The organism is Streptomyces sp. ISL-96 (assembly GCF_018614035.1).
Taxonomy (GTDB): Bacteria; Actinomycetota; Actinomycetes; order Streptomycetales; family Streptomycetaceae; genus Streptomyces.
This window is the reverse complement of the sequence record NZ_JAGGPA010000008.1, coordinates 41,706-62,812: the sequence shown is the minus strand read 5'-3', so window position 1 is coordinate 62,812 and position 21,107 is coordinate 41,706. Positions and strand designations below refer to the sequence as shown.

Annotated in this window: 16 protein-coding genes and 3 pseudogenes; 8 read left to right on the top strand and 11 right to left on the bottom strand. The window is 68.7% G+C overall.

The annotated features are described in order from the left end of the window. Positions 1–156 precede the first annotated feature (156 nt). From J7E96_RS37120 to J7E96_RS05790, 6 genes and pseudogenes are all read right to left on the bottom strand, one after another. Positions 157–249: pseudogene (locus J7E96_RS37120) on the bottom strand (ATP-dependent endonuclease); the annotation flags it as partial. After that, positions 249–1,415 carry a pentapeptide repeat-containing protein gene (locus tag J7E96_RS05810; RefSeq protein WP_251069474.1) on the bottom strand — a complete coding sequence of 389 codons (1,167 nt, stop codon included), beginning with the start codon at positions 1,413–1,415 and terminating at the stop codon, positions 249–251. The gene J7E96_RS05810 and the pseudogene J7E96_RS37120, both read right to left, overlap by 1 nt. 284 nt (positions 1,416–1,699) lie before the next feature. Further along, complete coding sequence (locus J7E96_RS05805) at positions 1,700–2,329, bottom strand: DUF6461 domain-containing protein (RefSeq protein WP_215128133.1); 630 nt, start codon at positions 2,327–2,329, stop codon at positions 1,700–1,702. 481 nt (positions 2,330–2,810) lie between these two features. Next, the gene (locus J7E96_RS05800) at positions 2,811–3,437 is read right to left on the bottom strand and encodes a cyclopropane-fatty-acyl-phospholipid synthase family protein (protein WP_215128131.1); all 627 of its coding nucleotides are present in this window, start codon (positions 3,435–3,437) and stop codon (positions 2,811–2,813) included. 316 nt (positions 3,438–3,753) lie between these two features. Then, entirely contained in the window at positions 3,754–4,404 is a 651-nt protein-coding gene (locus tag J7E96_RS05795) for an acetoacetate decarboxylase family protein (RefSeq protein WP_215128129.1), read from the bottom strand. Positions 4,405–4,568: 164 nt separating this feature from the next. Continuing rightward, complete coding sequence (locus J7E96_RS05790; protein ID WP_215128127.1) at positions 4,569–5,351, bottom strand: HAD family phosphatase; 783 nt, start codon at positions 5,349–5,351, stop codon at positions 4,569–4,571. Positions 5,352–5,951: 600 nt separating this feature from the next. On the opposite strand from J7E96_RS05790, the gene J7E96_RS05785 reads away from it, so the two are divergent. Both J7E96_RS05785 and J7E96_RS05780 read left to right on the top strand, forming a co-directional pair. Continuing rightward, a complete protein-coding gene (locus J7E96_RS05785) occupies positions 5,952–6,773 on the top strand; it encodes a lipase family protein (RefSeq protein WP_215128126.1) in 822 nt (273 codons plus the stop codon). A 951-nt stretch (positions 6,774–7,724) separates the two neighbouring features. After that, positions 7,725–8,996, top strand: a complete 1,272-nt coding sequence (locus J7E96_RS05780; protein ID WP_215128124.1) for an FAD-dependent oxidoreductase — start codon at positions 7,725–7,727, stop codon at positions 8,994–8,996. A 320-nt stretch (positions 8,997–9,316) separates the two neighbouring features. On the opposite strand, the gene J7E96_RS05775 is transcribed toward J7E96_RS05780, so the two are convergent. The 3 genes and pseudogenes from J7E96_RS05775 to J7E96_RS05765 form a co-directional block, all read right to left on the bottom strand. Continuing rightward, the gene (locus tag J7E96_RS05775; RefSeq protein WP_215128122.1) at positions 9,317–9,796 is read right to left on the bottom strand and encodes a hypothetical protein; all 480 of its coding nucleotides are present in this window, start codon (positions 9,794–9,796) and stop codon (positions 9,317–9,319) included. Continuing rightward, positions 9,793–9,927, bottom strand: a pseudogene (locus tag J7E96_RS05770) (IS256 family transposase); the annotation flags it as partial. The gene J7E96_RS05775 and the pseudogene J7E96_RS05770, both read right to left, overlap by 4 nt. 319 nt (positions 9,928–10,246) lie before the next feature. Next, positions 10,247–11,454: pseudogene (locus J7E96_RS05765) on the bottom strand (PP2C family protein-serine/threonine phosphatase). A 557-nt stretch (positions 11,455–12,011) separates the two neighbouring features. Between J7E96_RS05765 and J7E96_RS05760 the strand changes: the two are divergent. The 3 genes from J7E96_RS05760 to J7E96_RS05750 all read left to right on the top strand — a co-directional run bounded on the left by J7E96_RS05760 (position 12,012) and on the right by J7E96_RS05750 (position 16,207). Continuing rightward, positions 12,012–13,364: an LPXTG cell wall anchor domain-containing protein gene (locus J7E96_RS05760; protein ID WP_215128120.1), complete on the top strand. Its 1,353-nt coding sequence runs from the start codon at positions 12,012–12,014 to the stop codon at positions 13,362–13,364. A gap of 411 nt (positions 13,365–13,775) precedes the next feature. Next, the gene (locus J7E96_RS05755; RefSeq protein ID WP_251069473.1) at positions 13,776–14,870 is read left to right on the top strand and encodes a PP2C family protein-serine/threonine phosphatase; all 1,095 of its coding nucleotides are present in this window, start codon (positions 13,776–13,778) and stop codon (positions 14,868–14,870) included. A 545-nt stretch (positions 14,871–15,415) separates the two neighbouring features. After that, positions 15,416–16,207: an SDR family oxidoreductase gene (locus J7E96_RS05750; protein WP_215128116.1), complete on the top strand. Its 792-nt coding sequence runs from the start codon at positions 15,416–15,418 to the stop codon at positions 16,205–16,207. A gap of 99 nt (positions 16,208–16,306) precedes the next feature. Here J7E96_RS05750 and J7E96_RS05745 read toward each other — a convergent pair whose 3' ends face one another. Then, the gene (locus tag J7E96_RS05745; protein WP_215128114.1) at positions 16,307–17,182 is read right to left on the bottom strand and encodes a PaaX family transcriptional regulator C-terminal domain-containing protein; all 876 of its coding nucleotides are present in this window, start codon (positions 17,180–17,182) and stop codon (positions 16,307–16,309) included. Continuing rightward, positions 17,179–17,841: a GNAT family N-acetyltransferase gene (locus J7E96_RS05740; protein ID WP_215128112.1), complete on the bottom strand. Its 663-nt coding sequence runs from the start codon at positions 17,839–17,841 to the stop codon at positions 17,179–17,181. Before J7E96_RS05740 ends, J7E96_RS05745 begins: the two co-directional genes overlap by 4 nt. A 113-nt stretch (positions 17,842–17,954) precedes the next feature. Between J7E96_RS05740 and J7E96_RS05735 the strand changes: the two genes are divergently transcribed. Genes J7E96_RS05735 through J7E96_RS05725 form a run of 3 tightly spaced genes read left to right on the top strand, consistent with a single transcriptional unit; the run spans position 17,955 to position 20,999 of the window. Next, a complete protein-coding gene (locus tag J7E96_RS05735) occupies positions 17,955–19,079 on the top strand; it encodes a S9 family peptidase (RefSeq protein WP_215128110.1) in 1,125 nt (374 codons plus the stop codon). A gap of 49 nt (positions 19,080–19,128) precedes the next feature. After that, complete coding sequence (locus tag J7E96_RS05730; protein ID WP_215128108.1) at positions 19,129–20,196, top strand: GlxA family transcriptional regulator; 1,068 nt, start codon at positions 19,129–19,131, stop codon at positions 20,194–20,196. A 44-nt stretch (positions 20,197–20,240) separates the two neighbouring features. Next, on the top strand, positions 20,241–20,999 hold the full coding sequence (locus tag J7E96_RS05725) for an MBL fold metallo-hydrolase (RefSeq protein WP_215128106.1): 759 nt from the start codon (positions 20,241–20,243) through the stop codon (positions 20,997–20,999). The last annotated feature ends 108 nt before the right edge of the window (positions 21,000–21,107 follow it).

Sequence of the window (21,107 nt, the reverse complement as noted above, 5' to 3'; positions counted from 1 at the left end):
CCCCGACCTCAACGGCGGCAGCGGAGGCTTCGGCTGGCACATGGTCCGCCGCCTGACCGACACCGTGACCATCACACCCGGCCCCGGCCCCGGCAAGACCATCAACGCCCTCATCGCCCGGACTCCTCGCCAATCGGCGGAGTAGCCCGCAGGGGCAAAGCGGACCTTGCGGCCCTTCTTCGTGCCGGGGAAGCGCCGCAACTGCTGCTGCGGGGGCCGACCGTGGTGTGCGGGCCGGCGCAGGAAGGTCACGGCATGGACCGCAGAGGCGGGTGCTGCGTCGTTATCCCTGAGGGCTGGAGCAGTGGCGGAGGTTCAGGGCCGGGGTCCTCGGTAACAACGACGCCGGCGGCCGCGTGGTCGAAACCGGCTGGCCAGCGAGTGTGCTCGCTGGCCACCGCGCCGGTCAGACGTGCCTGGAGAAGGTCGGCCGTGCTCATGTCGGAGCCGCGCAAGTCGGCCAGGCGCAGGTCCGCGCGGCGGAAGACAGCGCCACCTGCGTCGGCCTTGCGCAGGTTCGCCTCGCGCAGGTCGGCCTCGGTGAAGTCCGCGTCACGCAAGTCTGTTTCGACCAGCCGCGCGCCCCGCAGGTCAGCCAGCACGCAGCGGGCCCGGCGCAGTATCGCCGTCTTGAGGTCGGCGTGCCGCAGGTTGACCGAGACGAGAGATGCCTGAGTCAGGTTGGCGTGGTACAGGCCCGCCGCCTCCATACAGGACCGGTCGAGGTTGACCTCATGCAGCCACAGCCCGTCGCAGTCGGCCCGGCGCAGGTCCGTGACGCTGAGGTTGACCCAGGACTGCTCCCGGGGTTGCAGCAACAAGACGCCGAGCCCGGTCAGTGCCACCTGGGCGTCGGCGGCACGAACCTCCAGCGGCACGACGTCGTTGATGGGCACGTCCGCCGCTGGAGCTCCCCGTACGGCGGGCGGCCAGGGCAGGTGTGTACGCAGGTAAGCGGCCTGAATGGAGATGACGGCCTCGCGGTCGCGGGCGGAGTGCTCCGCGATCCGCCACAGCGCGTGGAGTCCGCCGATACGTGTTTCCAGCTTGTCACTGCCGAGCTGATCGACGGCCGTGCTGAACCGGTCGGTGACGTAGCCCTCCTGGGTGGCGCGCAAGCCGTCCTGACTGACGCGCAGCTGCCGCCAGGTGGCGTACGCGCCGAACGCCAGAACCATGCCACCCACGGCCTGCAGAAGCGTCGTACGGACGTCATTCACCGCTTTCAGCCGGTCCTGCGCAGCGACGCTCGCCCCGGCGAGATCGTGGTCGACCACCACACCCGGCAGAACGACGAGGACCGCGCCTACAACGGCCAGCCCCGCAGCCCCGGCGACCAGAGCCGCGAGCGCACGAGGCCTGATCAGCCGGTTGCCCCACGGCCTGCGATCGCGGTCCGGCTCCCCCGTCTCCATGAGCATGGGAGCCTAGACGCCCCCCAGGAAACGATCAAGATGCACGGCTTGGAGCGCCAGGGCTCCGCTCCCGCTGGCCCTACGTGTACGTCAGCTAGAGCGGCGAATCACCTCTGGAGCAGCTCACCCGAAGGGTGACGTGGCCCCGTCGGCGGGAGGCGCCGAGGGCACGCGCCCGCCGAGGTCTTCGTATCCCCTCTCCGCGGGGAGCCGGGTCGGCACTGTGAGGCGGTCAGCGCACCGGCGTCAGGCACAGTGCGGACCCATCGAACCCACCGGGGCGCTCAGGTACCCATGTCTGGGGTGCCGCGGACCGCGTACGCCGGCAGGCGCGCTTCCTGCAGATAGGCCGGCGAGAGGGAAAGTCCGAAGCGCCGCTCCACGACGCCCAGGGTGCGCCGGTAGGTGGCCAAGTAGTGCTCGTCCTCGGGAGCGAGAAGCGTCTCCCCGTCAGGGCCGAGCACCTGTCCGGCAACGAGGTCGGGAACAAGTAGATCGGGTTCCTCACCCCAGCGCACGTTCTCCTCATCAAGTCCGAAGCCGCACAGGGACACGCCGTCGCGGGCGTAGAACACGGTGGCAGGCGGGTGCTCCTTCATCGGCACGTAATGTACGGCCTCAACTCCACCGTGGGAGATCTCCGCCAGCCGGTCCCCGCCGGTTGAGTGGCCGTACTCCAAGGCGAAGGACCATCCTCCGCACTCGCCGACCCGCACGACACCGTCCCCGTCGCCGCCCGGCCGGTACGCCTCGATTTCCAGGTCCCACACGTCTGAGTCGGTGATCGGCTCGGTCGCACCGTCCGGGTCGGCTCCCATGCGCAGCGCGAGCTCCTGGGCGGATATCCCACGCGCGAACACCACGCTGGACATCCATTTCTCCAGGCTGACCAGCCATTGAATCCCGTCGCTCACGCGCTCATCCCCTTGCTACCCGTCGGTGATCTCCCTGTCTGCACCTTAATCAGCACCACTGACAACCCGTTCAGCAGCGCAACGACATCGTGGCCATCAGCAGTCCCCCTACTCTCAACCGGCCCTCTGAAACGCTCAGTCACACGAAGCGGGCAGTCGGCTGGGTGACGGCCGTCCTCGGAGACGGACGTCTCGGGGCCGCCCGGCCACGTGCCGGCCGAAGGATGCGCTGACGTACGAGGTCAAGGGCGGAACTGTGCTCTGTTCCTGAAAGGGGAGGGATCGTGCTGTTCGCAGCGGATGCCCGGTTCCCGGAGCCGCGCTCGAGCGGCCCTGCCGTGCCGCTCTTGTGGATGAGGGTCGACCAGACGCGGCGGGAATAACGACGCAGCAGCTGCCCCCGCGGTCCAGGCCGTGATCGAGACAGCTCCGGATGAAGGCCCTTACGCACGGGAGGACTTGGCTGGCGTAACTCCTCCTCTCATGCGCGACTGGGCCGGCGTTCGAAGCGGAGGAATGCCTGCCGCATCCCTCCAGATTTCCATTCGGCTTCAAGCGCGTACTGCATGGCGAGAGAGACCCGCAGCCGCCGCCGTTCGACGCTGTCGATCTTCTCGCTCCCGTCGCCGTCCAGCATGGCGCGCGTCCAGGCAATGCTCTCCTGCCAGAACGGGGTCGCCTCGGCGGTGATATCGACGTCGTCGTCCAGAACGAAGCCCGCTGCCTCCGCTGCCGCGACATACTCGGCCACAGAGCCGGGGCGGGCGTGGAAGTAGTCCGCCCAGACGACCGCGCCACGGGGCCGCACCGCGAAGATGTCCTCGATGCACACGCTGCCGCCGGGCCGCACGAGTCGGGCTAGTCGCTGGAACCACGGGCCGCGGGCGATCTGGCAGCTGCTTTCGATCGCGACGGCCGTGTCGTACTGCCGGTCCTCCGGTACCTGGGTCGCGTCGCAGACGATGGTCCGGATGCGGTCGTCCACCCCGGCTTGGCGGGCGAAGTCGTGGAGGACCGGCGGATGCGCCGCCGCGATGGTGACGGCGGTGACGTCGGCGCCGTACTGCTGTGCCCAGAAGATCGATCCGCCGCCAAGCCCGCAACCCACGTCGAGCACGGTGCCGGTGAAGCGCCGGGGCGCGTCCCAGAGTTCCGCCGCATGCTGAAGATGGAGTTCCTGGTGCTTCCATATGCTCTGACGGATGGTTTCGGCGGGGGGCCGGGAGCGAGCGTGGGTGCGCTCCCCGAGGCGTAGTAGCCGAGGTGGTAATGGACACGCGGGCCCGGTCCGTACTTCTTCTTGAGCTTGTCGGTCATGTTGTCGTAGTAGTGGCCGACGACATGCGGATCCAGTTCGCTTTCCAGCTCGCGGTCGGAGCGGTTGGGTTTCGCCGACGTGCCTGGTAACGGCATGTACTGCTCCCTTATCGATGAGGTGTCTTTCCGGGTGAGCCGCCGGCCACGACGCGGGCCGCGGGCACCAGGGCCCGGCTCGGGTCGCACAGGAGGGCCGGCCGGACGCGTGGCCCCTGCACTTCGGGAAGTCGCGGGGACCATGTGGTCACAGTCATCCGGCAGGGCGCGATCCGGGCGCGGGCATGGGCGACGGTGTGGAGCAGCCTCGCGTCACGGAATCCGAAGAACGGCAGCGGCAGCGGCACCGCGGGCAGTCGCCAACGGACGGCGTCCCAGTGGAGTTCGGTGATGGGTCCTTCTTCGTCGCTAATCCGGACGCGGGAGTCGCTCCACGCGAAGGTGGCGAGTTTTTTGGCCAGGCCCCAGATGTGCCGCCCACCCTGTACGGATTCCTGACTGTCCACCCAGATGTGGTGGATGACGAGCCCCACACGCAGGCCGCTTCGCGCGTATGAGCACAGCACCAGCTCGCTGTAGGCGAGGGTGCCCGTGCGGTAGCGGCCGAGCAGCAGCACCATTCGACGGCTCATGAAGGGCTGTACCCCTTCCGGTGGCCGCAGGGGCCGTCTGAGCTTCAACTGCGCGAGGTGGATGGGCCCTTCGAGGGTCCATGGCGCTTCCGGATAGCCGTTCGCGAACGTGGGTGCGGGATCCTGCATGAGCTAGCTCCCTGTCAACTCGATGTGCCCACTGCCTGCGGCGCGCATGATTGCAAGCACCGCCCTTGGCGACCGCGGTAGCCGAGCCGATGCCCTGCGCGCTCCCACTACGAGGCAGCTGCCGCCGCTCCGGGAGCGCTCGCCGGCGCACGTCCGCCCTTTCCTCACCGGACCAACTCCCGTCCTGGTTCCTGCTGCGTGATGCCGGCAATGGTTTGCTGGAGCACGTTTTCACGGTCCGCGATCCGCCAGGCCCGGTGCTCGGCCAGGTCCCGGAGTACCGGATCTGGTTCGAAGGCGACCGGTATGCCCACCAAGGACAGGATGTCGGCGTCGGCCGCGGAGTCGCCCAGGGCGTATGAGCGCTGGAAGTCGATGACCTGGCCTCGGAAGAGGCGGTTGAGAGCCTGGCGCTTGACGCCGGGGACGCCGGTGGGCAGGCGGACCCGGCCGTCGTAGACATCGGCCCGTGCATGCATTTCAGCACCCTGGTACGTCGCCACGCCCAGCCGGCCGGCCAGCACCCGGATCATCTCGTGCGGGCTGCCGGACAGCAGGACGACGTGCAGCCCGTGCAGCCGTAGCGTCGCGAGCAGCAAGGGGACGAACGGGTACAGGTCCCGCTCCACCCGCGTCCATGTCCGCTCGGCGGCATCGATGACCACACGAGTCGGAACTCCCGCAAGCACGTCGGCGTACCCAACATTGGCTTCGACGACAAGGGCCGCCATGTCGGAACCCGCGGAGCGGCCCGTTTGGACGAGGATGCGCAGCGCCTCTACATCGGCGGCCTGGCAGAAACCGTCCTCACACATCGTCTGCAACAGGTCCAGCCCCAGCATTGACGGGGTGAGGGTCCCGTCCACATCCAGTACGGCCACGCGCATCGCAGCGTCGTCGTGGCTCTGCGGACTGCCAACGGCTGCCGGTGTCTGCACCACGGTCACGCGCCTCCCTGCTCCGGGGTCGCCTCATGCTTCCAGCGCCCGAACAGGCGGCACCAGCACATCCTGAGACACGACGCTATCCGTCCGGATCCGGATACAGGGCCTTGACACTGTCCGGCTTAAGGGGCGTGGTCCGTCCACCAGCGCGCAGCCGACCGTCGGTGTCGTACTGCCCGTGGACAAGCAGCTGAGGAATGCTCAATGAGCTGGTGACTCCCTGATCATCGCTTCGGTGGTCTGGCACTGGCGGGCCTCGAACCGGGCGGATTGGTTCCTCAACGGCACCCATGCACGTTGGCGGTGGCCCTCTGGGCCGGCTGCCGCGTTGGGTTCTTCGGGACAAACTTCTCCGGCTCCAGCCAGCAGATGCTGACTGGTTTGCAGGCTGATGGACGCGCCGAGGGCGGCCAGCTGAACAGGGCTGCCCTTACGTACGCAGCACAATGGCGCGCGGCCATCGTGGCCGGAGTGCGGTGCTGCTTTCGGGTGCCGGACTGGGCAGACCGTTATGCCGCTGTCGATCTTGGCAGGTATATGTGGGGCCGCTCTATGGGCGTGCTCCTGTAGACCAATGTGAGACGCGCTTCCCGGAGGAACCCCGTGTCCGTACCGTCCACGATCGACCACCGCACCACCGGATACAGCCTGTCCCAGGCCTACCACCTGGCACAGGCGGCGGACCTCGCCTACAAAGACGAGGCGATCATCGAACGCCGGGCCCGCGAGTGGGGCTTCGACCGCGTGCGCCACCACCACACCAGGTTCACCCCGCCCTTCCCGCTGGAGGACACCCAGGCGTACACAGCCGCCAGCGAGCACATGATCATCACCGCGTTCCGGGGCACGGAGCCGGCTCAGATCCGTGACTGGCTCTCCGACGCCACTACCCCGCCGTGGCCGGGCCCCGCCGACACGGGCTACATCCACTACGGCTTCGGCAAGGCACTCGACTCCGTCTTCCCGGCCGTCCGGGACGCGCTGGCCGAGCTGCGCGACAACGGCCAGACCATCTGGTTCACCGGGCACAGTCTCGGCGGCGCCCTGGCGATGCTCGCCGGCTGCCGCCTCTACCTGGAGGAGCCGCGCCTGCAGGCGGACGGCATCTATACCTTCGGCCAGCCCCGCACCTGCGACCGGCTACTCGCCGCCGCCTGCAACAAAGGCTTCAAGGACCGGCTGTACCGCTTCGTCAACAACAACGACATCGTGCCGCAGTTGCCGCCGGAGCCCGCCTACACCCACGTCGAGACCCTGCGCTACATCGACTCGACAGGCAAGGTCCGCACCTCCACGTCGCTCCTGGGCGGGCTGGCGGACCGGGCCATGGGCATGACCGCCGATCCCTTCGCCCCGGCCAGCGATGGGCTGCGCGACCACGCCATGCACGGCTATGTCTCCGCCCTGGAGAAGAATCTCGCCTGACCGTCAGAGTGAAAGCCCCAGCGGCGGGCTGCTCGGACCGTGGGTCTGGGGGCGTGCCCGCGCGTGCGCGCCCCCGCGCGTAATCCCGCCGGCAACGGAACGCGGCCAGATCCCCAACTGGCCAGAACACCTCGTCGCCGTCGAACCGCCACACCGTCGATCATCCATTCGGCCACACACCGTCCAGCACCAGGCGGCCGCGTACAGCGGCACCCGCGCCGTACGGTACGACCAGCTGCTCCCGATCGCACAGATCCGAAATGCTGTTCCTCACTTGCGGCCGCACCGGCTCACCCCAACGCAAGGCGCCTGCAGACTGACGGCATGAACCGAGACGACCGGCGTGCGCACTGAACCAGGACGACAGTGCCTCCGCACATGCCGCCCGGGCCGAGCTCCAGGCAGGCGCGAGCTTTGAACTGTTCGGAAGCGGAACCGCCTCGGCTCGCGGCCTCTGGAATATCTGGTCCCACAGGCACCAGGCCATGCTCGACACAGGCGTTGCCCCGCGTCCGGGCCTGGCCGCAGCTGTCGACAGGCTCTTTGCCGAAGGAACGGCCCGCATCTACTTGGCGACGATCACTGGTTCACAGCGACGGTTCATTGTCTCCCTCTCCGAAGACCTCACCCGCTCCGTCGCCTGCATGTAGCAGGCGCTCTGCGGATCACGATGAGGGCGACGGCGTACTCGCCCTGGACTGACGGTGCACCGCATCCCAGGGTTTGCGCGACCTATTCCGTAGTCATATGCCTCCGTGCGCCGGGTGTGTGCCCCGGCGCGCCCGCCCCCTGAGTGAACGACGGATGGGACAGGCAGCCGTGACCGGTCAAGGATGATCACTGGCGGCCCATTCCGGACAGGCTTCTTACTGCTTCTGGCGATGTGTACCGGCCGCCGCCCCGTGTGCGAGTCCTCCCACGGGGCCCTCTGGCTCGAACGAGGTAGGAACCATGACTGAACAGCAACGTCCGCACCGCGTGGAGAAGGTCCTGGTCGTCGGGGCCGGCGTCAGCGGCCTCACCACCGCGCTGGAACTGGCCCGGGCCCGCGTGGACGGCAAGCAACGGTTCAACGTCCAGGTCGTCGCCGAGCGGCCCGCCGACGAAACCGTGTCCGTGATCGCCGGCGCGCTGTGGGAGTTTCCCCCGGCCGTGTGCGGCCAACACGGCAACCAGTTGTCGATCATGCGCTCCAAGCGCTGGTCGGTCGAGTCGTACAAGGAGTTCCGCAAACTGGCCCCGAACGCCGGTGTCCACATGGTCACAGCCAACTCCTACTTCGGCATCAAGATCGAGGATGACTGGCTCGAGCACACGAAGATGCAAGAGCTGCAGAAGCTCTCCGAAGACGAGGAGATCGACGGCTTCCGCCGGCTGACCCAGGACGAGATCAAGCAAGTTCCCCCGTCCTTCCAGGTGAAGGACGGGTACCAGCTCCACGTACCGGCCATCGACACCCCCATCTACACGCGCTGGCTGCGCGACCAGCTCGACCAGTGCGACAACGTCACCGTCACCTACGGCAAGCGGATCACCGATCGCCTGGTGCCGCAGAGCGCGAAGATCCGCAAGGACTGGGGCGTGGACGCCATCGTCAACTGCACCGGCATGGGCGCCGCTGAGCTGGCCGGCGCCTGCATGGTCCCCCTGCGCGGCGCCCTCGTGAGGGTGCCGATGTCCCGCTGGCCGAAGGGCAAGCAGCCCAAGACCGCGTACGCCATCTCCAAGACCGCGCACCAGCAGGACATGGTCTTCATCGTCCCGCGCGAGACTCACCTGATCCTTGGCGGTCTGGTGGAGCCCAGCGAGTACGACACCCACATCGGCAAGGAATACACACCGGTCAAGGAGATGTTCGACCGCTGCAAGCGGTTCGCGCCCGAGCTGCTGAAGAAGGTCCAGCTCACCGACACAGACGTGGACGTGATCGCCGGGCTGCGCCCGTACCGCGTGGAGAACGTCTGCGTCGAGAAGGAGTACGGCTTCAACATCGTCCACAACTTCGGCCACGGCGGCAGCGGGTTCAGCCTTTCCTACGGCTGCGCCCGGGAGGCCATCGGACTGCTTGACAGCATGGAGGGCGCCTCCTTCCGGGTCGTCGACCTGCGCCCCGCGGCGCTGCACCAGCACGCTGACGCCTACACCGGCCTCGAGACACCCACATTCACCACGGCCCGGCTCGACGGGCAGGAAGTCTCCGTCGAACAGCCCCTCTACGCCTGATCGGCACCCCCCATGGCGGCACCGGGGGGGGCGCCGGTTAGGCCTGGGGCGGGCGGATGTCCTCACGCCGCCCGCCCCGCAATAGAGAGCGATCGTGTCCGGCGGTTGCAAAACGAAGGGGTCTCCGCGACCAGCTCGGGGACAACCAGAACCGGGTCGAGATGTTCGCGGCTGCCCCAGGAGGCGGTGATCCGTACGCCGTGCTTGTCGCCCGACCACACCACGAGCTCACTATCAGGACGAGGCCGTGCGGCAGTTACTCCTTCTCCGGGGACTGAAGCCGTTGCAGCGGGCAGGAGTCGTCAAGACCCGTGACCAGGTCAGTCGGGCCGGCCCCGGTGCTGCAACTGACGGTTCGCTGCGTTTCGAACGCGGTGGGTTCGTCCGTGCTCGGCCAGCAGCCTGATGGCCTCGGGTGAGGTCAGGATCTGCGTGGTTGCGGCCATGCGCTGCAACCAGTCGGATGCGCTGGTCAGCTCCTCAGCGGCCCACGGCTTGCCCAGAGCGATGGTTCTGAGCAGGGACCACTCACGCAGGCGGCGGGTGAGAAAGTCGCGGTCCCCGATCACCTCGCCGAGAGTGTGTGCCCAGGCCGTGAAACGAGGGTCGGTCAGCAGCTCGGCGGCCCGGCGGTCCAAATGACGGCCCACCGCGCTGTCCGCCATCGTCGCGTCCTGATCGCGTAGGACGGCGGCCACCAGTTCGGCCTCGTCCGCCTCGGCGACGGCCTCCAGCGCCTCCAGATAGCGGGCGAAGCGCCGGTGCTCGGCAGGTTCGTCGTGGGTGTGGGGGCCGGTCATGCCGCGATCCCTTCGGGCCGCTCAACCAGCCGGCCGCGCTTGAAGCAGGTACACGCCCACACCAGGGCAACCGGGTGGGGCGCGTTGACCGCCCACCAGCGGGCCCGCGCGGACTCGATCAGCTTGAACACCACCAATAACGTCGCGTTGGCAAGCATGGTCATGGCGGACAGTCTCACTCACCGGCAACCGATCTGTGCGACGGCCTTCGGCAGGTGGCCGGAAGGGGCCCGTGGCGGCAAAAGCCGACCGGGACGAGGAGTACGCCTTACTCCGCTCAGTGATCCGCTTCGGACCCCTGCGATCCCTGCGGACGGTGGTCGCCATCGCTCGGCGCAAACGCTCCTGCGGCCGGCCGACTACGGCACGCCAGCGACCATCCGCAGGACGCACAGCCAAGCCAACGGTACGGGGTTGCCCACGCGGGTCGACCTGCGGTGCGGCTCTCGTTCAGTCCAGGACAGCAAGGTGGTCGGCGGCGCCCCCGCGCCACTCGATCAGAAAAAGGGTCGCGTCATCGCTGGTGCGCCCGCCACGTTCCTGCTTCAGAGTTCGGGAGAGCCGCAGCGCCCACGCCCGCACGCCTTCTTCCGTATGCTCGATGCGGTTGACGCAGCGGATGAGTCGTTCCTCGCCGAACGGTTCTCCGTCGGCATCGCGCTCCTCGATCACGCCGTCGGTGTAGCACAGCACCCGGTCGCCGCGCTGCAGTTGGTACTCGCTGATCGGGGGGTGTTCGCCGCCGAAGCCGACCGGCAGGGTGGTGGGGCTCTCCAGTTGCCGGTCGACCTGATGGTTGCGGACGAGCAGCGGTGCCGGGTGACCGGCATTGACCCATTGCAGAAGGCCGGTCGTGATGTCCAGGTCCATCATCTGCGCGGTGACGAAGTGGTCGGGCCCGAACTGCTCCGCGATGGCCCGGTCCATGAACGCATAGATTTTGGACAGGTCAATGCCGGAGCGCCTGGCATGCCGGTAGGCGCCGATCGCGACGGTCGCCATGGTGGCGGCGTCCAGGCCGTGGCCCATCGCGTCGATCACCGCGGCGTGAAGGATGTCGTCGTTGAGGGCGTAATCGAAGCTGTCACCAGCGATGCTGTAGGCGGGTTCGACGGCCCCGGACACGGCGACCTGCGGTACGGACATCGTCAGCGGCGGCAGCAGGGACCACTGCATCTCCGACGCCACGCTCATCGGTTCGCGCCGCCTGGCCTGAAGAACCGGTCGGTGTAACCGTGCTTGGTGACCAGCATGTCGGCGACGAGGCCGGCGAGCCTGCGCAACAGCCGCCGGTCGTCGCCATCGATGGTGTCCAGGGTGAGGGCCATGACCCCCACCTCGTCGCTGCCGTCCAGCAGCGGCAGGTACACCCGCACGCCGTCGGCCTGCCGTACCTGGACCGCTGCCGCGCGCAGGAAGGCCGTGCCGGCGGGAGAACCACTGATTGCCTCGGGCTCGCCCACAAGCAGCCTCTTGCCCGGCAGCGGCACGAGAAGTTCCTGCGCGTAGTCCTGGAGGAGGATGGAGACGTCGCGGCCGCCGATTCTGGCGACCTCTTCCGCGATCAATGGAGCGATCAACTGCGGCGGCATCTCATGCGCCCGGTCCAGCAGCACCCCCAGCAGCCGCTCACCGAACCCCTCCGACCGGTCCACCATGCCCCGCCCAGGCCCCCGCTCACCTTCCACGACGACCGCCCCCCGTGGGCCAATACCGCTGGTCGAACATCGCCTTCACGAGGCGGTCGTTTCGCCCCACACGCGTTCGCATCACCCGATCATCACCCGCCGATGCCTGAGTCCCCGGCAGAATGGGCACTAACTCAAGTCCCACCCCCTGAATGGTGCACAGAGGACGGGGACACTATCGACCGTATAGTGGCGCTGGTCGACGCGACGCCGCGAAGCGGCATGGTCGCTACTGCGGTGAAACCCCACCACCTGGGCGAGTGAGCAGCCAGGCGCCTTGGCGATCCGCTCGACCTGACCGAGCAGTGCCCGACCACCGGCCCGGCGTCGGTCGGGCCTGCGTCTGTACAGTGCCCCCGGAGCGCACCCCGTATCACCCGAAATTCGCCGTACAGGTACCAGTTGTCCGCCTGGCCGGGTAGGAGTGATCTCCGTACAACCTTCCGGTCTCGCCGGAGGTCTGGCTTCTCGCAACTGCTTTCTGGCAGATGCTTTTGTTCGCCTACATGTCACACATAGGGACCCGCATGAAGAACGCCCTTGCCTACCGTCGCTCGCTGCGCGGTGGAGTCGGTGCGGCCGGTGCCGCCGCCCTGGTCGCGCTGGCGGCCGCCCCCGCCCTCGCGGACGAGGCCGGGCCGGACATGGCCGTAGGGAAGCTCGCTCCGATAACCGGGGTGAAGCCCGCGAGCAGCCCGGAGATACCGCTCTCGTTCAAGAACAACGGCACTGAGCGGGCCGAGCGCGTCTGGGTGTATCTCCACGGCTCCGCGGGGCTGGACTTCGCCAAGCAACACTCCAACTGCACATACGCGGAGTCGGGCGGCTACGACGAGATGCCGGACGGGTACGACGCCATCTGCGCCGTGGAGCAGGCGCTTGAACCCGGTGTGGTGTACGTGCCCGAGAAGGCGCCGCAGTACAACGTCCAGGAGAGGGCGCTGTACGAGAGGTTGGGCGTGTCGGTCCACCTGAAGGATCCGGGCTGGTCGGACCCCGACGGGACCGGCGAAGAGGTGCAGGGCACCGGGCCGGCGCTCAAGCTGGTCGAGCGGAAGGCGGCCGAACCGGCCTCCGACGAGGACTACAGCACTGCGTCGACGCACGCGCTCGTGACCGCCGACAACACGGCCGACTTCTCGCTGACCGGCGGCGAACTGAAGGGCAAGGCGGGCGAGACGATCACCGCCTCTTTCCAGTTCACCAACAAGGGCCCGGCCTGGGTCGACATGAACCGGGTGGTGAGCACCGGAGCGCTGACGATCAAGGTTCGGATTCCGGCCGGTACGACCGTGACGGAAGCGCCGCGCGCGTGCGAGAAGGTGAAGGCGGGCGAGTACGCGTGCATGAACCACATGGGCTGGGTGAGTGAGAAGAGCAGCTGGCCCTACCGCTTCCGTCTGAAGATCGACAAGGTCGTGACGGGTGCGACGGGCACTGCGTCGTTCGTCAAGGCCGAGACGCCCTTCGACACATACCTGGCGAACAACACGGCGGAGATCGTGCTCAACGCCGCGTCGGGGACCACCAGCGGCGGTTCCGGATCCTCGTCCACGGGAGGCTCCTCGTCCACCGGCGGCTCCTCGGTCACCGGCGGTTCCGACTCCTCGTCCACGAGCGGCTCCTCGTCCACCGGCGGCTCCAATTCCGCCTCCGGTGGCGGTTCCGACTCGTCGTCCGGCGGCAGCTCCGGCTCCGCGTCGTCATCGGACGGCGGTTCCTCATCCTCGTCCACCGGTGGCCCGGGCACCTCGACGGCCGGTGGCGACCTGGCCGCCACCGGCTCGGACAACACCCTGCCCATCGCGGGCGCGGGAGCCGCGGCGCTGGTGGCGGGTGGCACCGTCTACTTCGCGGCGCGCCGCCGCCGCGCGTCGTAAGGCCCGGCACAGAAGCCGGCACAGGAAACTGGCGCAGAACGGGGCCCTCCTATGCCCTTGAGTCCATGGGAGGGGCCCGCGCGCCCACTCGCGTCCAGGGACAAGCCGGGCCAGGCGCCTCCTCCTCCCCCGCCCACCGAGGCGTCCATGGCGCACTCGAAGAGGTGGCGCACGTCGTCCGCGCTCGCGAGGTCGCCACAGACGTATGCGGCTCCAGCAGGCCCGGTGCAGATCCCGGGCACGGCGGCTGCTTCAGGCGCCGTTCCCACAGGCTTGGGTCTCTCCGACGCACGCGTTCGTACAGGCGTAGCTGGAGGTGGTGGGTCCGTGGGGCGACGCGAAGGCACTACCGTACGGCCCATTAGGGTGCTAGATGCCCCGCCTGTACCAGATATGATGCGGTTTGTGATCATGCCTGGACGGCTCCGGCGCCGTCGTCCCCCCTACGGCGGCCGGTGGGAAGCTGCCTGGCTGTCACCGGTGATCCTTACTGCCCTCATCGCGGGCCTGGCGTTCTCCACACCGAGGGAGATCGCCTTCAGCCGCCTCCTGCCCGCCGCTCCCGCCCTCGCCGCCGCGATGTGGCCCGTGCTCCCCACGATTCTGCTGGGGGCGTTCTGCCTGCTGGTCATGATTGGGCTCAGCTTCGCCTACACCGACCTGGGGACGCCGTACACGGCGGCTGCGATCATCACGGTCACTTTGGCGGCCGCATACGCAAGCCATGTCCGGCTCCAGCGGGAGGAAGCTCTCTTTCACATCCGGCTCGTCGCCGACGCGGCCCAGAAGGTGCTGCTGCGTCCCGTGCCACGCCGCATCGCGGGCGTCGAGATCGAGTCGCTGTATCTGGCGGCCCAGGAGCAGGCCCGGATCGGCGGCGACTTCTACGAGGCGGCCGACACACCGTACGGGGTCCGGCTGCTCATCGGCGACGTACGCGGCAAGGGCCTGTCGGCGGTGGGGGCAGCCTCGGCGGTGATCAATTCCTTCAGGGAGGCGGCGTACGACGAGCCCGACTTGAGGGGCATCATCCATCGCCTGGAGGTCAGCATCACCCGCTACGGCACAGCCTTCCCCACCCAGGACCTGCCCGAGCGCTTTGCCACCGCTCTGCTCGCTGAAATCCCCCATGGCGGCGGCCACGTCAGGCTCCTCAACTGCGGGCACCCTCCGCCGCTGCTCGTGCACCGCGGAGAGATCCGTGTCCTGGAGCCCACCACCGCCTCTCCGCCCCTCAACCTCGCGACACTCCTCGGCGACCAGTACTGCGTGGATACCGTCGCCTTCGCCCCGGGCGACCAACTGCTGCTCTACACGGACGGTGTCACAGAGACCCGGGACCGCACCGGCGAGTTCTTCCCGCTGCCGGACTGGATGCGGCAGGAAGGCACGATGCCACCCCGTGAGGTGCTCGACCGGCTTCACCGGGCCCTGCTCCACTACAGCGGCGGAAGGCTCGACGACGACATCGCGGCCCTCGCCGTGCAACGACGTGCGGATGCCTAGTTAGGCCGTACAGAATTGCGGGTCCTTGAGCGGGTGGCGACGCCCGGTCGAGAAGCGGTGCTCCGTGGGTCTCAGCATGCTGTGTCAGGGTTGCGAAACCCGGAAACCACTGAGGAAAGGCGTGCCCCAAGGTCGGGCACTGCGAGATTCTCGTGGGTGTGCGTGCGGTGCCAACAGAGCGACTCCGGCGACGCTTGGCCGGTGACCCGGGGAACATTCGTACAAGACCCGCGGCCGTAAGGCACGCGAGGGTGGGGTCATGCGCAGTCACGATTGCATTGCCATCGCCGGGAATCTCTCACCGTCCGGTTTTCGGGGGCTCGCGCCGTTCGCAGAGCGCCACGTTCTGTATGTACTACGGCGGCCGGCTCGGCCGGTACGACCGGGAAGTCCGCCACGATGCCAGCGAGTTGATGATGGTCCTCTAGGACAGCGTCATACCGGGCACCACCATGGATTCCGCCGCCATACAGCCGCCGCGGTTCCCTTCGGCTCCGGCGGATGCATGAGGTCGTATCCAGGCACCCAAGACAGGAGTATGTGACATGGATCTGCGTGGCGCGAAGGTGCTGTTGACGGGCGCCACCGGCGGGATCGGGCAGGCACTGGCGGCGGACCTGGCCGCCCGCGGCGGCGAGGTGGTGCTCACCGGGCGCCGTACCGATCTGCTTGAGCCACTGGCCGCGAAGCTCGGGGCCCGGGCCATCCCCGCCGACCTGGCCGACCGGGACGCGATCGAACAACTGCTGGCCGAGGCGGGCGAGATCGACGTGCTCGTGGCCAACGCCGCGCTGCCGGCGAACGGTCTGCTGGCCGACTACTCCATCGGCGAGCTAGACCGCGCACTCGACGTCAACCTCCGCGCGCCCATCGTGATGGCGAAACTGACCGGGGAACGCATGGCCGCTCGCCGCCGCGGTCACCTGGTCTTCATCTCCTCGCTCTCCGGGAAGACCGCGTCCGGGCAGGCCTCCCTCTACAACGCCACCAAGTTCGGGATACGCGGCTTCGCCCTCGCACTGCGCGAGGACATGCGGCCCCACAACGTCGGCGTCTCCACCGTCTTCCCCGGCTTCATCAGCGAGGCGGGCATGTTCGCCGACTCCGGCGCCACTCTGCCCCGAGGGATCGGCACCCGTTCGCCGCAGGACGTGGCGCGCGCGACCGTACGCGCCATAGAGAAGAACCTCGCCGAGATCGACGTGGCACCGCTGAACCTGCGCCTGATCGCCCTGCTCGGCGGCGCCGCCCCAAGCCTGACCGCCGCCGTCCAACGCCGCATCGGCGCCGACAAGACCACCGAACAACTCGTCAAAGGCCAGCGCCACAAACGCTGACACTCCGGGCTTCAGCGTGCGGGCATCCCGGTCACGGCGCCAGCCTGGGCTGGGCTGGCGTTCAGACGACTCGGTATCGAATCGGCGAAGATCTTGGCTTCAGCGCGTGGCCCGGTCTGCTGCCTCTCGGGTGACATCGGCGTAGAGGCGGAAGAGGACTGGGCGGGCTTCGCCGTGGTCGCGGTCGTGCAGGGCCGCCCAGCACCGGGCGATGAGCTCCCTGGCCCGGGTGCCGGGCCAGGGCTGGGGCAGGAGCTGAGGCGGCAACAGCGGGTCGGGGTCCATGGCGCGGGTGAGTTCGGCGGCCAGCTCGACCGCGATGGTGAGGAGTGCGGAGGGGGAGAGTCCGGCAGGGTCGTTGAGTCGGTCGAGGCGGGGCTGGGCGATGAGGCTGAGGCGGTGGTAGCGGTCGGCGATCTCCTGCAGGGGCCACAGGCTGCGGGTGAGTTCGGCGGGGTCACGGGTGTCACCCCTGCGCAGGTCCGTCGTGGTGAGGAGGGTGAGTGAGCCGTGGGCGCCGAGGCGGTGGGCCGCTTCTTCGACGTACGGCTCCCAGGAGTTGGCGCAGACGTACAGCCCGCCCTGGAGCGGGGCTCCGCCGAGGTGGACGAGCGTCTCGCGCAGGGCGTCGCGGGACGTGCGTGCCGATTCCGGCACCGCGAAGGCTGCCAGGTGCCAGACGCCGTCCCAGGGGGCCAGCCCGGCGTCCTGGCGGAATGCGTGCCGCAGGAAGTCCGCGTTGGGCGTGAAGGCGTGCGTGGTGTCTTCGGTGGCGTGGAGCAGTGCTTTACGGCCGCGGCCTTCGTGGGTGAACCGGTTCTCGGCCACGAGGCGTTTGACGCACAGCCGTACCTGCTGGTCGCTCATGCCGAGGGTCGCGGCGACGGTGTAGAGCTCGTCCGCGCTGACCGTGCCGTCCTCGCGGATCAGTGCGTGGACGAGCATGCGGGTGGGGATCTCGACGTGGTCTGTCACGGTGTACGCAGTCCTCTCGGCCCATCCGCCTCGACGGGGCGGTGCATGGTGGTCACCGCGCCGAATCCCAGCAGCCCGCGCAGGTACGGCGTGTGCTCGGTCCGTACGGCCGTGAAGCCGCGCCGCTCGTACAGGGCCCTGGCGCGCGGGTTGGTGTCGATCACGTCCAGTCTGACGGCCCGGCAGTCCTGCTCCGTCGCGACGGCGGCGACTTCCTCAATGAGCAGGCTCCCGACGCCACGGCCGCGTATGCCCGGGTCCACGGCGATGCCGTCCATGACGAGTTGGCCGGGGGCCGGGCGGCGTTCGAACAGGGCGAGGAGCAGGAGTCGGTGCAGTCCTCGCAGGTGTCCGTACGTGCGCAGCACTGCGGAGGCCGATCCCCCGGTGAGGGCCCGGCCGCCGAGTTGGTAGCCGGCGAGTCCGACGAGCTGCCCGTCGAGGAGCGCGCACACCGCGCGATCGGCGTTCAGGTGGGCGGCGATGAAGGGCACCGCCTTGTCCGGCGGGTTCAGTGCGGGGCCGAGTTTGCGGCCGAAGGCCTCCCAGTACAGCTCGGCCGCCCGCCGCTCGGCGCCGGCCGGAACGCCCCGCCGGACTGTCACCGGTCCCGGCCCCCTGCCTGTGCCTGTGCCTGTGCCTGTCGCATCCAGTGCCATGCCGTGCCCCTTTCTCGCTGCAACCTCAACTCAAAGCTATCATCCTCGTTACGATCGTTCTCGCGATGATAGTTTTCGTCTTGCGCGAACCCGAACAGAGGCGGTCAGATCCCATGGGTCCGAAGATCAAGCCCCGACGGCGCGGGCTCCGCATCGCCGTGTGGTCACTCGTCGCAGTCCTGGTCGTGGCCGCCGGCCTCGCCGGTGTGGTGCTGTGGCAGAACTCCTACGACATGGACGAGCAGCGGGTCTCGATCCGCCACGGCGGCCACACCCTCAACGGCGTACTGGTAACCCCCAAGGACGGCCGCAAGCACCACGGCCTGGTCGTGTACGTCCACGGCGACGGCCCCGTCGGCGCCACCCACGACGACGGTTACAAGCCCATGTGGGAAGCGCACGCGAAGGCCGGGTACGCCTCCCTGTCCTGGGACAAGCCCGGCGTCGCGGGCGCACCCGGCGACTGGCTCGGCCAGTCCATGGACGACCGGGCCAACGAGACAGCCGCCGCCATCGCCTGGGCGCGCGCCCGCCCGGACATCGACGGCGACCGGATCGGGCTCTGGGGCGCCAGCCAGGCGGGCTGGGTCCTGCCGAAGGTCGCCGCCAAGACTCCCGTGAGCTTCGTCATCGCCGTGTCGCCCGCGATCAACTGGCTCCGGCAGGGCCGCTACAACCTCCTCGCCGAGCTGCGCGCCGACGGCGCATCGGCTGCCCGCACCGAGGCCGAGATCGCCAAGAGCGATACCACCCGCCGGCTGCTGAAACGCCACGCGACCTTCGAGGAGTACGTCAGTGCCAGGGGCGCCGAGGCGGACGGCATGACCGCCGATCGCTGGGGCTTCATCTCCAAGAACCACACCGCGGACGCCACTCAAGACCTCCGTGCCCTGAGCGGCGTACCGGTGTTGCTGACCCTCGCGGGCCATGACATCAACGTGGACACCGCCGACACGGAGCGCGTCTACCGCAAGCTGTTGGAGGCAGACGGCGCATTGACGGTAAAGCGCTACCCGGACGCGGCCCATTCACTGGTCAAGCAGTCCATCGAGCAGTCGGACCTCAAGACCACGTACACCGCGCTCTTCTCCCCCCGCTTGCTCTTCGCGGACGGATTCCTGGAGGACCAGCGACAGTTCCTGAAGGATGTCGGCCGAGGCGGCGCCGCGCCGTGGCGTCTTCACACCGGCCCTCTTCGGCTCATGCCGCGATGTGGCAGCTCCTGTGGCCGTATCTGACAGAGAATGGTCATTGCGGCCGCACGCATATGCCTGAACCATGAGCGGCATGCCCGAAGCACGCAGAGTCGTCATCGTCGCCTTTCCCGGCGTGGAACTCCTGGACGTCACCGGTCCGGCCGAGGTCTTCTCCGTCGCCTCCGGCATCGCCGGGGCAGGCCGTCCCGGCTACCGGGTGGAGATCGCGGCGGCCCGCGCCGGCGAAGTGCGCACCTCCAGTGGGGTCCGGGTGGTCGCCGACGTCGCCCTGGAGGAGGTGGGCGGTGAGGTGGACACACTGCTCGTGTCGGGTGCGATCAAACTGGTTGAGGAGGGCGTCGAGCCAGTGATCGACGCCACTGTCGTCGAGTGGCTGCGTACTGCCGCACCCAGGGCCCGCCGGACAGCCTCGGTGTGCGCGGGTGCACACCTGCTGGCCGCGGCGGGGATCCTGGACGGACTGGCCGCCACAACCCACTGGCTGACAGCCGACCGGCTCGCCGCCGACCATCCGCAGATCGTCGTCGACCCGGACCCGATCTTCATCCGGGCCGGGCAGGTGTGGACCTGTGCGGGTGTCACCTCCGGAATGGACATGGCCCTGGCGATGGTTGCCGAGGACCATGGCCAGGCGCTGGCGCTCGCCACCGCCCGGATGATGGTCATGTACGTCAAGCGCCCCGGTGGGCAGAGCCAGTTCAGCGTGCCGCTGTCGATCCACTCACCCGCGGACGACCGGATCGATGGGCTGCGCCGGTGGATCGCCGACCATCTCGCGGACGACCTGTCCATCGAAGTACTCGCCGAGCGGATGCACCTGAGCGTGCGCCACGCCGCGCGGCTGTTCCGGCAGCGCACCGGCAGCACGCCTGCCTCCTACATCGAAGCCGCCCGGGTGGAGGCCGCACGACGCCTCCTGGAGGAGACCGATCGCACCCTGCCCGAAGTCGCAGCCGCCAGCGGCCTCGGATCCGTGGAGACCCTGCACCGGGCATTCCGGCGCCGACTCGTCACCACGCCGGCCGAATACCGGCGCCGCTTCCGTTCGCCGTCCGCTGCCGAGACCGACGGCGCGGTTCCTCTCGGCTCTTCCCGTACGCACGACGCGCCGGACTTCGGCGCGCCCCGAAGAGCGTGAGCCGCGCTCAAGCCGGGGCCCGAACACACTATGGAGGACCATTCATGTCCGATACGAAGATCATCCCCATGCCGGTCCTGGGAAAGCACGCGATCAACACCTACCTCGTGCTCGGCCGACGCCCGGTCATCGTCGACGCGGGAACGCCCGGCAGCGGCCGCAAGATCTATGACCAGGTCGCCCAGCACGGAGTCGATCCCCAGGACATCGCCCTCATCGTCCTGACACACGGCCACATCGACCACTTCGGCTCCGCCGCCGAACTGCGCCGGCTCACCGGTGCGCCGGTCGCAGGCCATGCGGCCGACCTGGGCCCGTACCGCAGGGGACGTTCCCGCCAGCCGTACCTGCCGACCGGGGCGACCGGACAACTCATGAAGCGGAGCAAGGCCATGCACGTCACCGTGGAACGGGTCGAGCCCGATGTGCTCCTCACCGGAGAGACGAGCCTGTCGGACTACGGAGTCGAGGCCCGGATCATGCCCACCCCCGGGCACACCGCCGGCTCGGTGTCCGTCCTCACCGACATGGGGGATCTCGTCGCCGGCGACCTGGTGGCCAACTCCTTCATGGGCCTCATCACCGGCAGACCGGCCAACCCGCCCTTCCACGACGACCCGCTGCGCAACCTCGCCAGCCTGCGCGAGATGCTCGCGCTGAAGCCGGCCAGGCTGCATGTGGGCCACGGCACCGCGCTCGACCCCGAGCGCGTGCGCCACTGGGCGAACAGGGAAGAACACCGACTGCACAAATTGGCAGCGAAGGGCCGCCTGCTTCAACGAACAGAGCCGGTGGGCTCGTAGACGGCACCCGCCTGATCGCCGGCGCCGGCGCTGATCAGCCCCTGCTCATCCAGGCGGCCGAGCTGGTAGGCGACCGGACCCGTACTGCACAGGTTGAGCAGCGTCGCC

What these genes read in the sequence shown, in the direction of transcription:
- J7E96_RS05810 (WP_251069474.1), bottom strand. Translation starts at nt 1,415, where the DNA reads ATGGAGACGGGGGAGCCGGACCGCGATCGCAGGCCGTGGGGCAACCGG.
- J7E96_RS05795 (WP_215128129.1), bottom strand. Translation starts at nt 4,404, where the DNA reads ATGCAGGATCCCGCACCCACGTTCGCGAACGGCTATCCGGAAGCGCCA.
- J7E96_RS05780 (WP_215128124.1), top strand. Translation starts at nt 7,725, where the DNA reads ATGACTGAACAGCAACGTCCGCACCGCGTGGAGAAGGTCCTGGTCGTC.
- J7E96_RS05775 (WP_215128122.1), bottom strand. Translation starts at nt 9,796, where the DNA reads ATGACCGGCCCCCACACCCACGACGAACCTGCCGAGCACCGGCGCTTC.
- J7E96_RS05760 (WP_215128120.1), top strand. Translation starts at nt 12,012, where the DNA reads ATGAAGAACGCCCTTGCCTACCGTCGCTCGCTGCGCGGTGGAGTCGGT.
- J7E96_RS05755 (WP_251069473.1), top strand. Translation starts at nt 13,776, where the DNA reads ATGCCTGGACGGCTCCGGCGCCGTCGTCCCCCCTACGGCGGCCGGTGG.
- J7E96_RS05750 (WP_215128116.1), top strand. Translation starts at nt 15,416, where the DNA reads ATGGATCTGCGTGGCGCGAAGGTGCTGTTGACGGGCGCCACCGGCGGG.
- J7E96_RS05740 (WP_215128112.1), bottom strand. Translation starts at nt 17,841, where the DNA reads ATGGCACTGGATGCGACAGGCACAGGCACAGGCACAGGCAGGGGGCCG.
- J7E96_RS05735 (WP_215128110.1), top strand. Translation starts at nt 17,955, where the DNA reads ATGGGTCCGAAGATCAAGCCCCGACGGCGCGGGCTCCGCATCGCCGTG.
- J7E96_RS05730 (WP_215128108.1), top strand. Translation starts at nt 19,129, where the DNA reads ATGCCCGAAGCACGCAGAGTCGTCATCGTCGCCTTTCCCGGCGTGGAA.
- J7E96_RS05725 (WP_215128106.1), top strand. Translation starts at nt 20,241, where the DNA reads ATGTCCGATACGAAGATCATCCCCATGCCGGTCCTGGGAAAGCACGCG.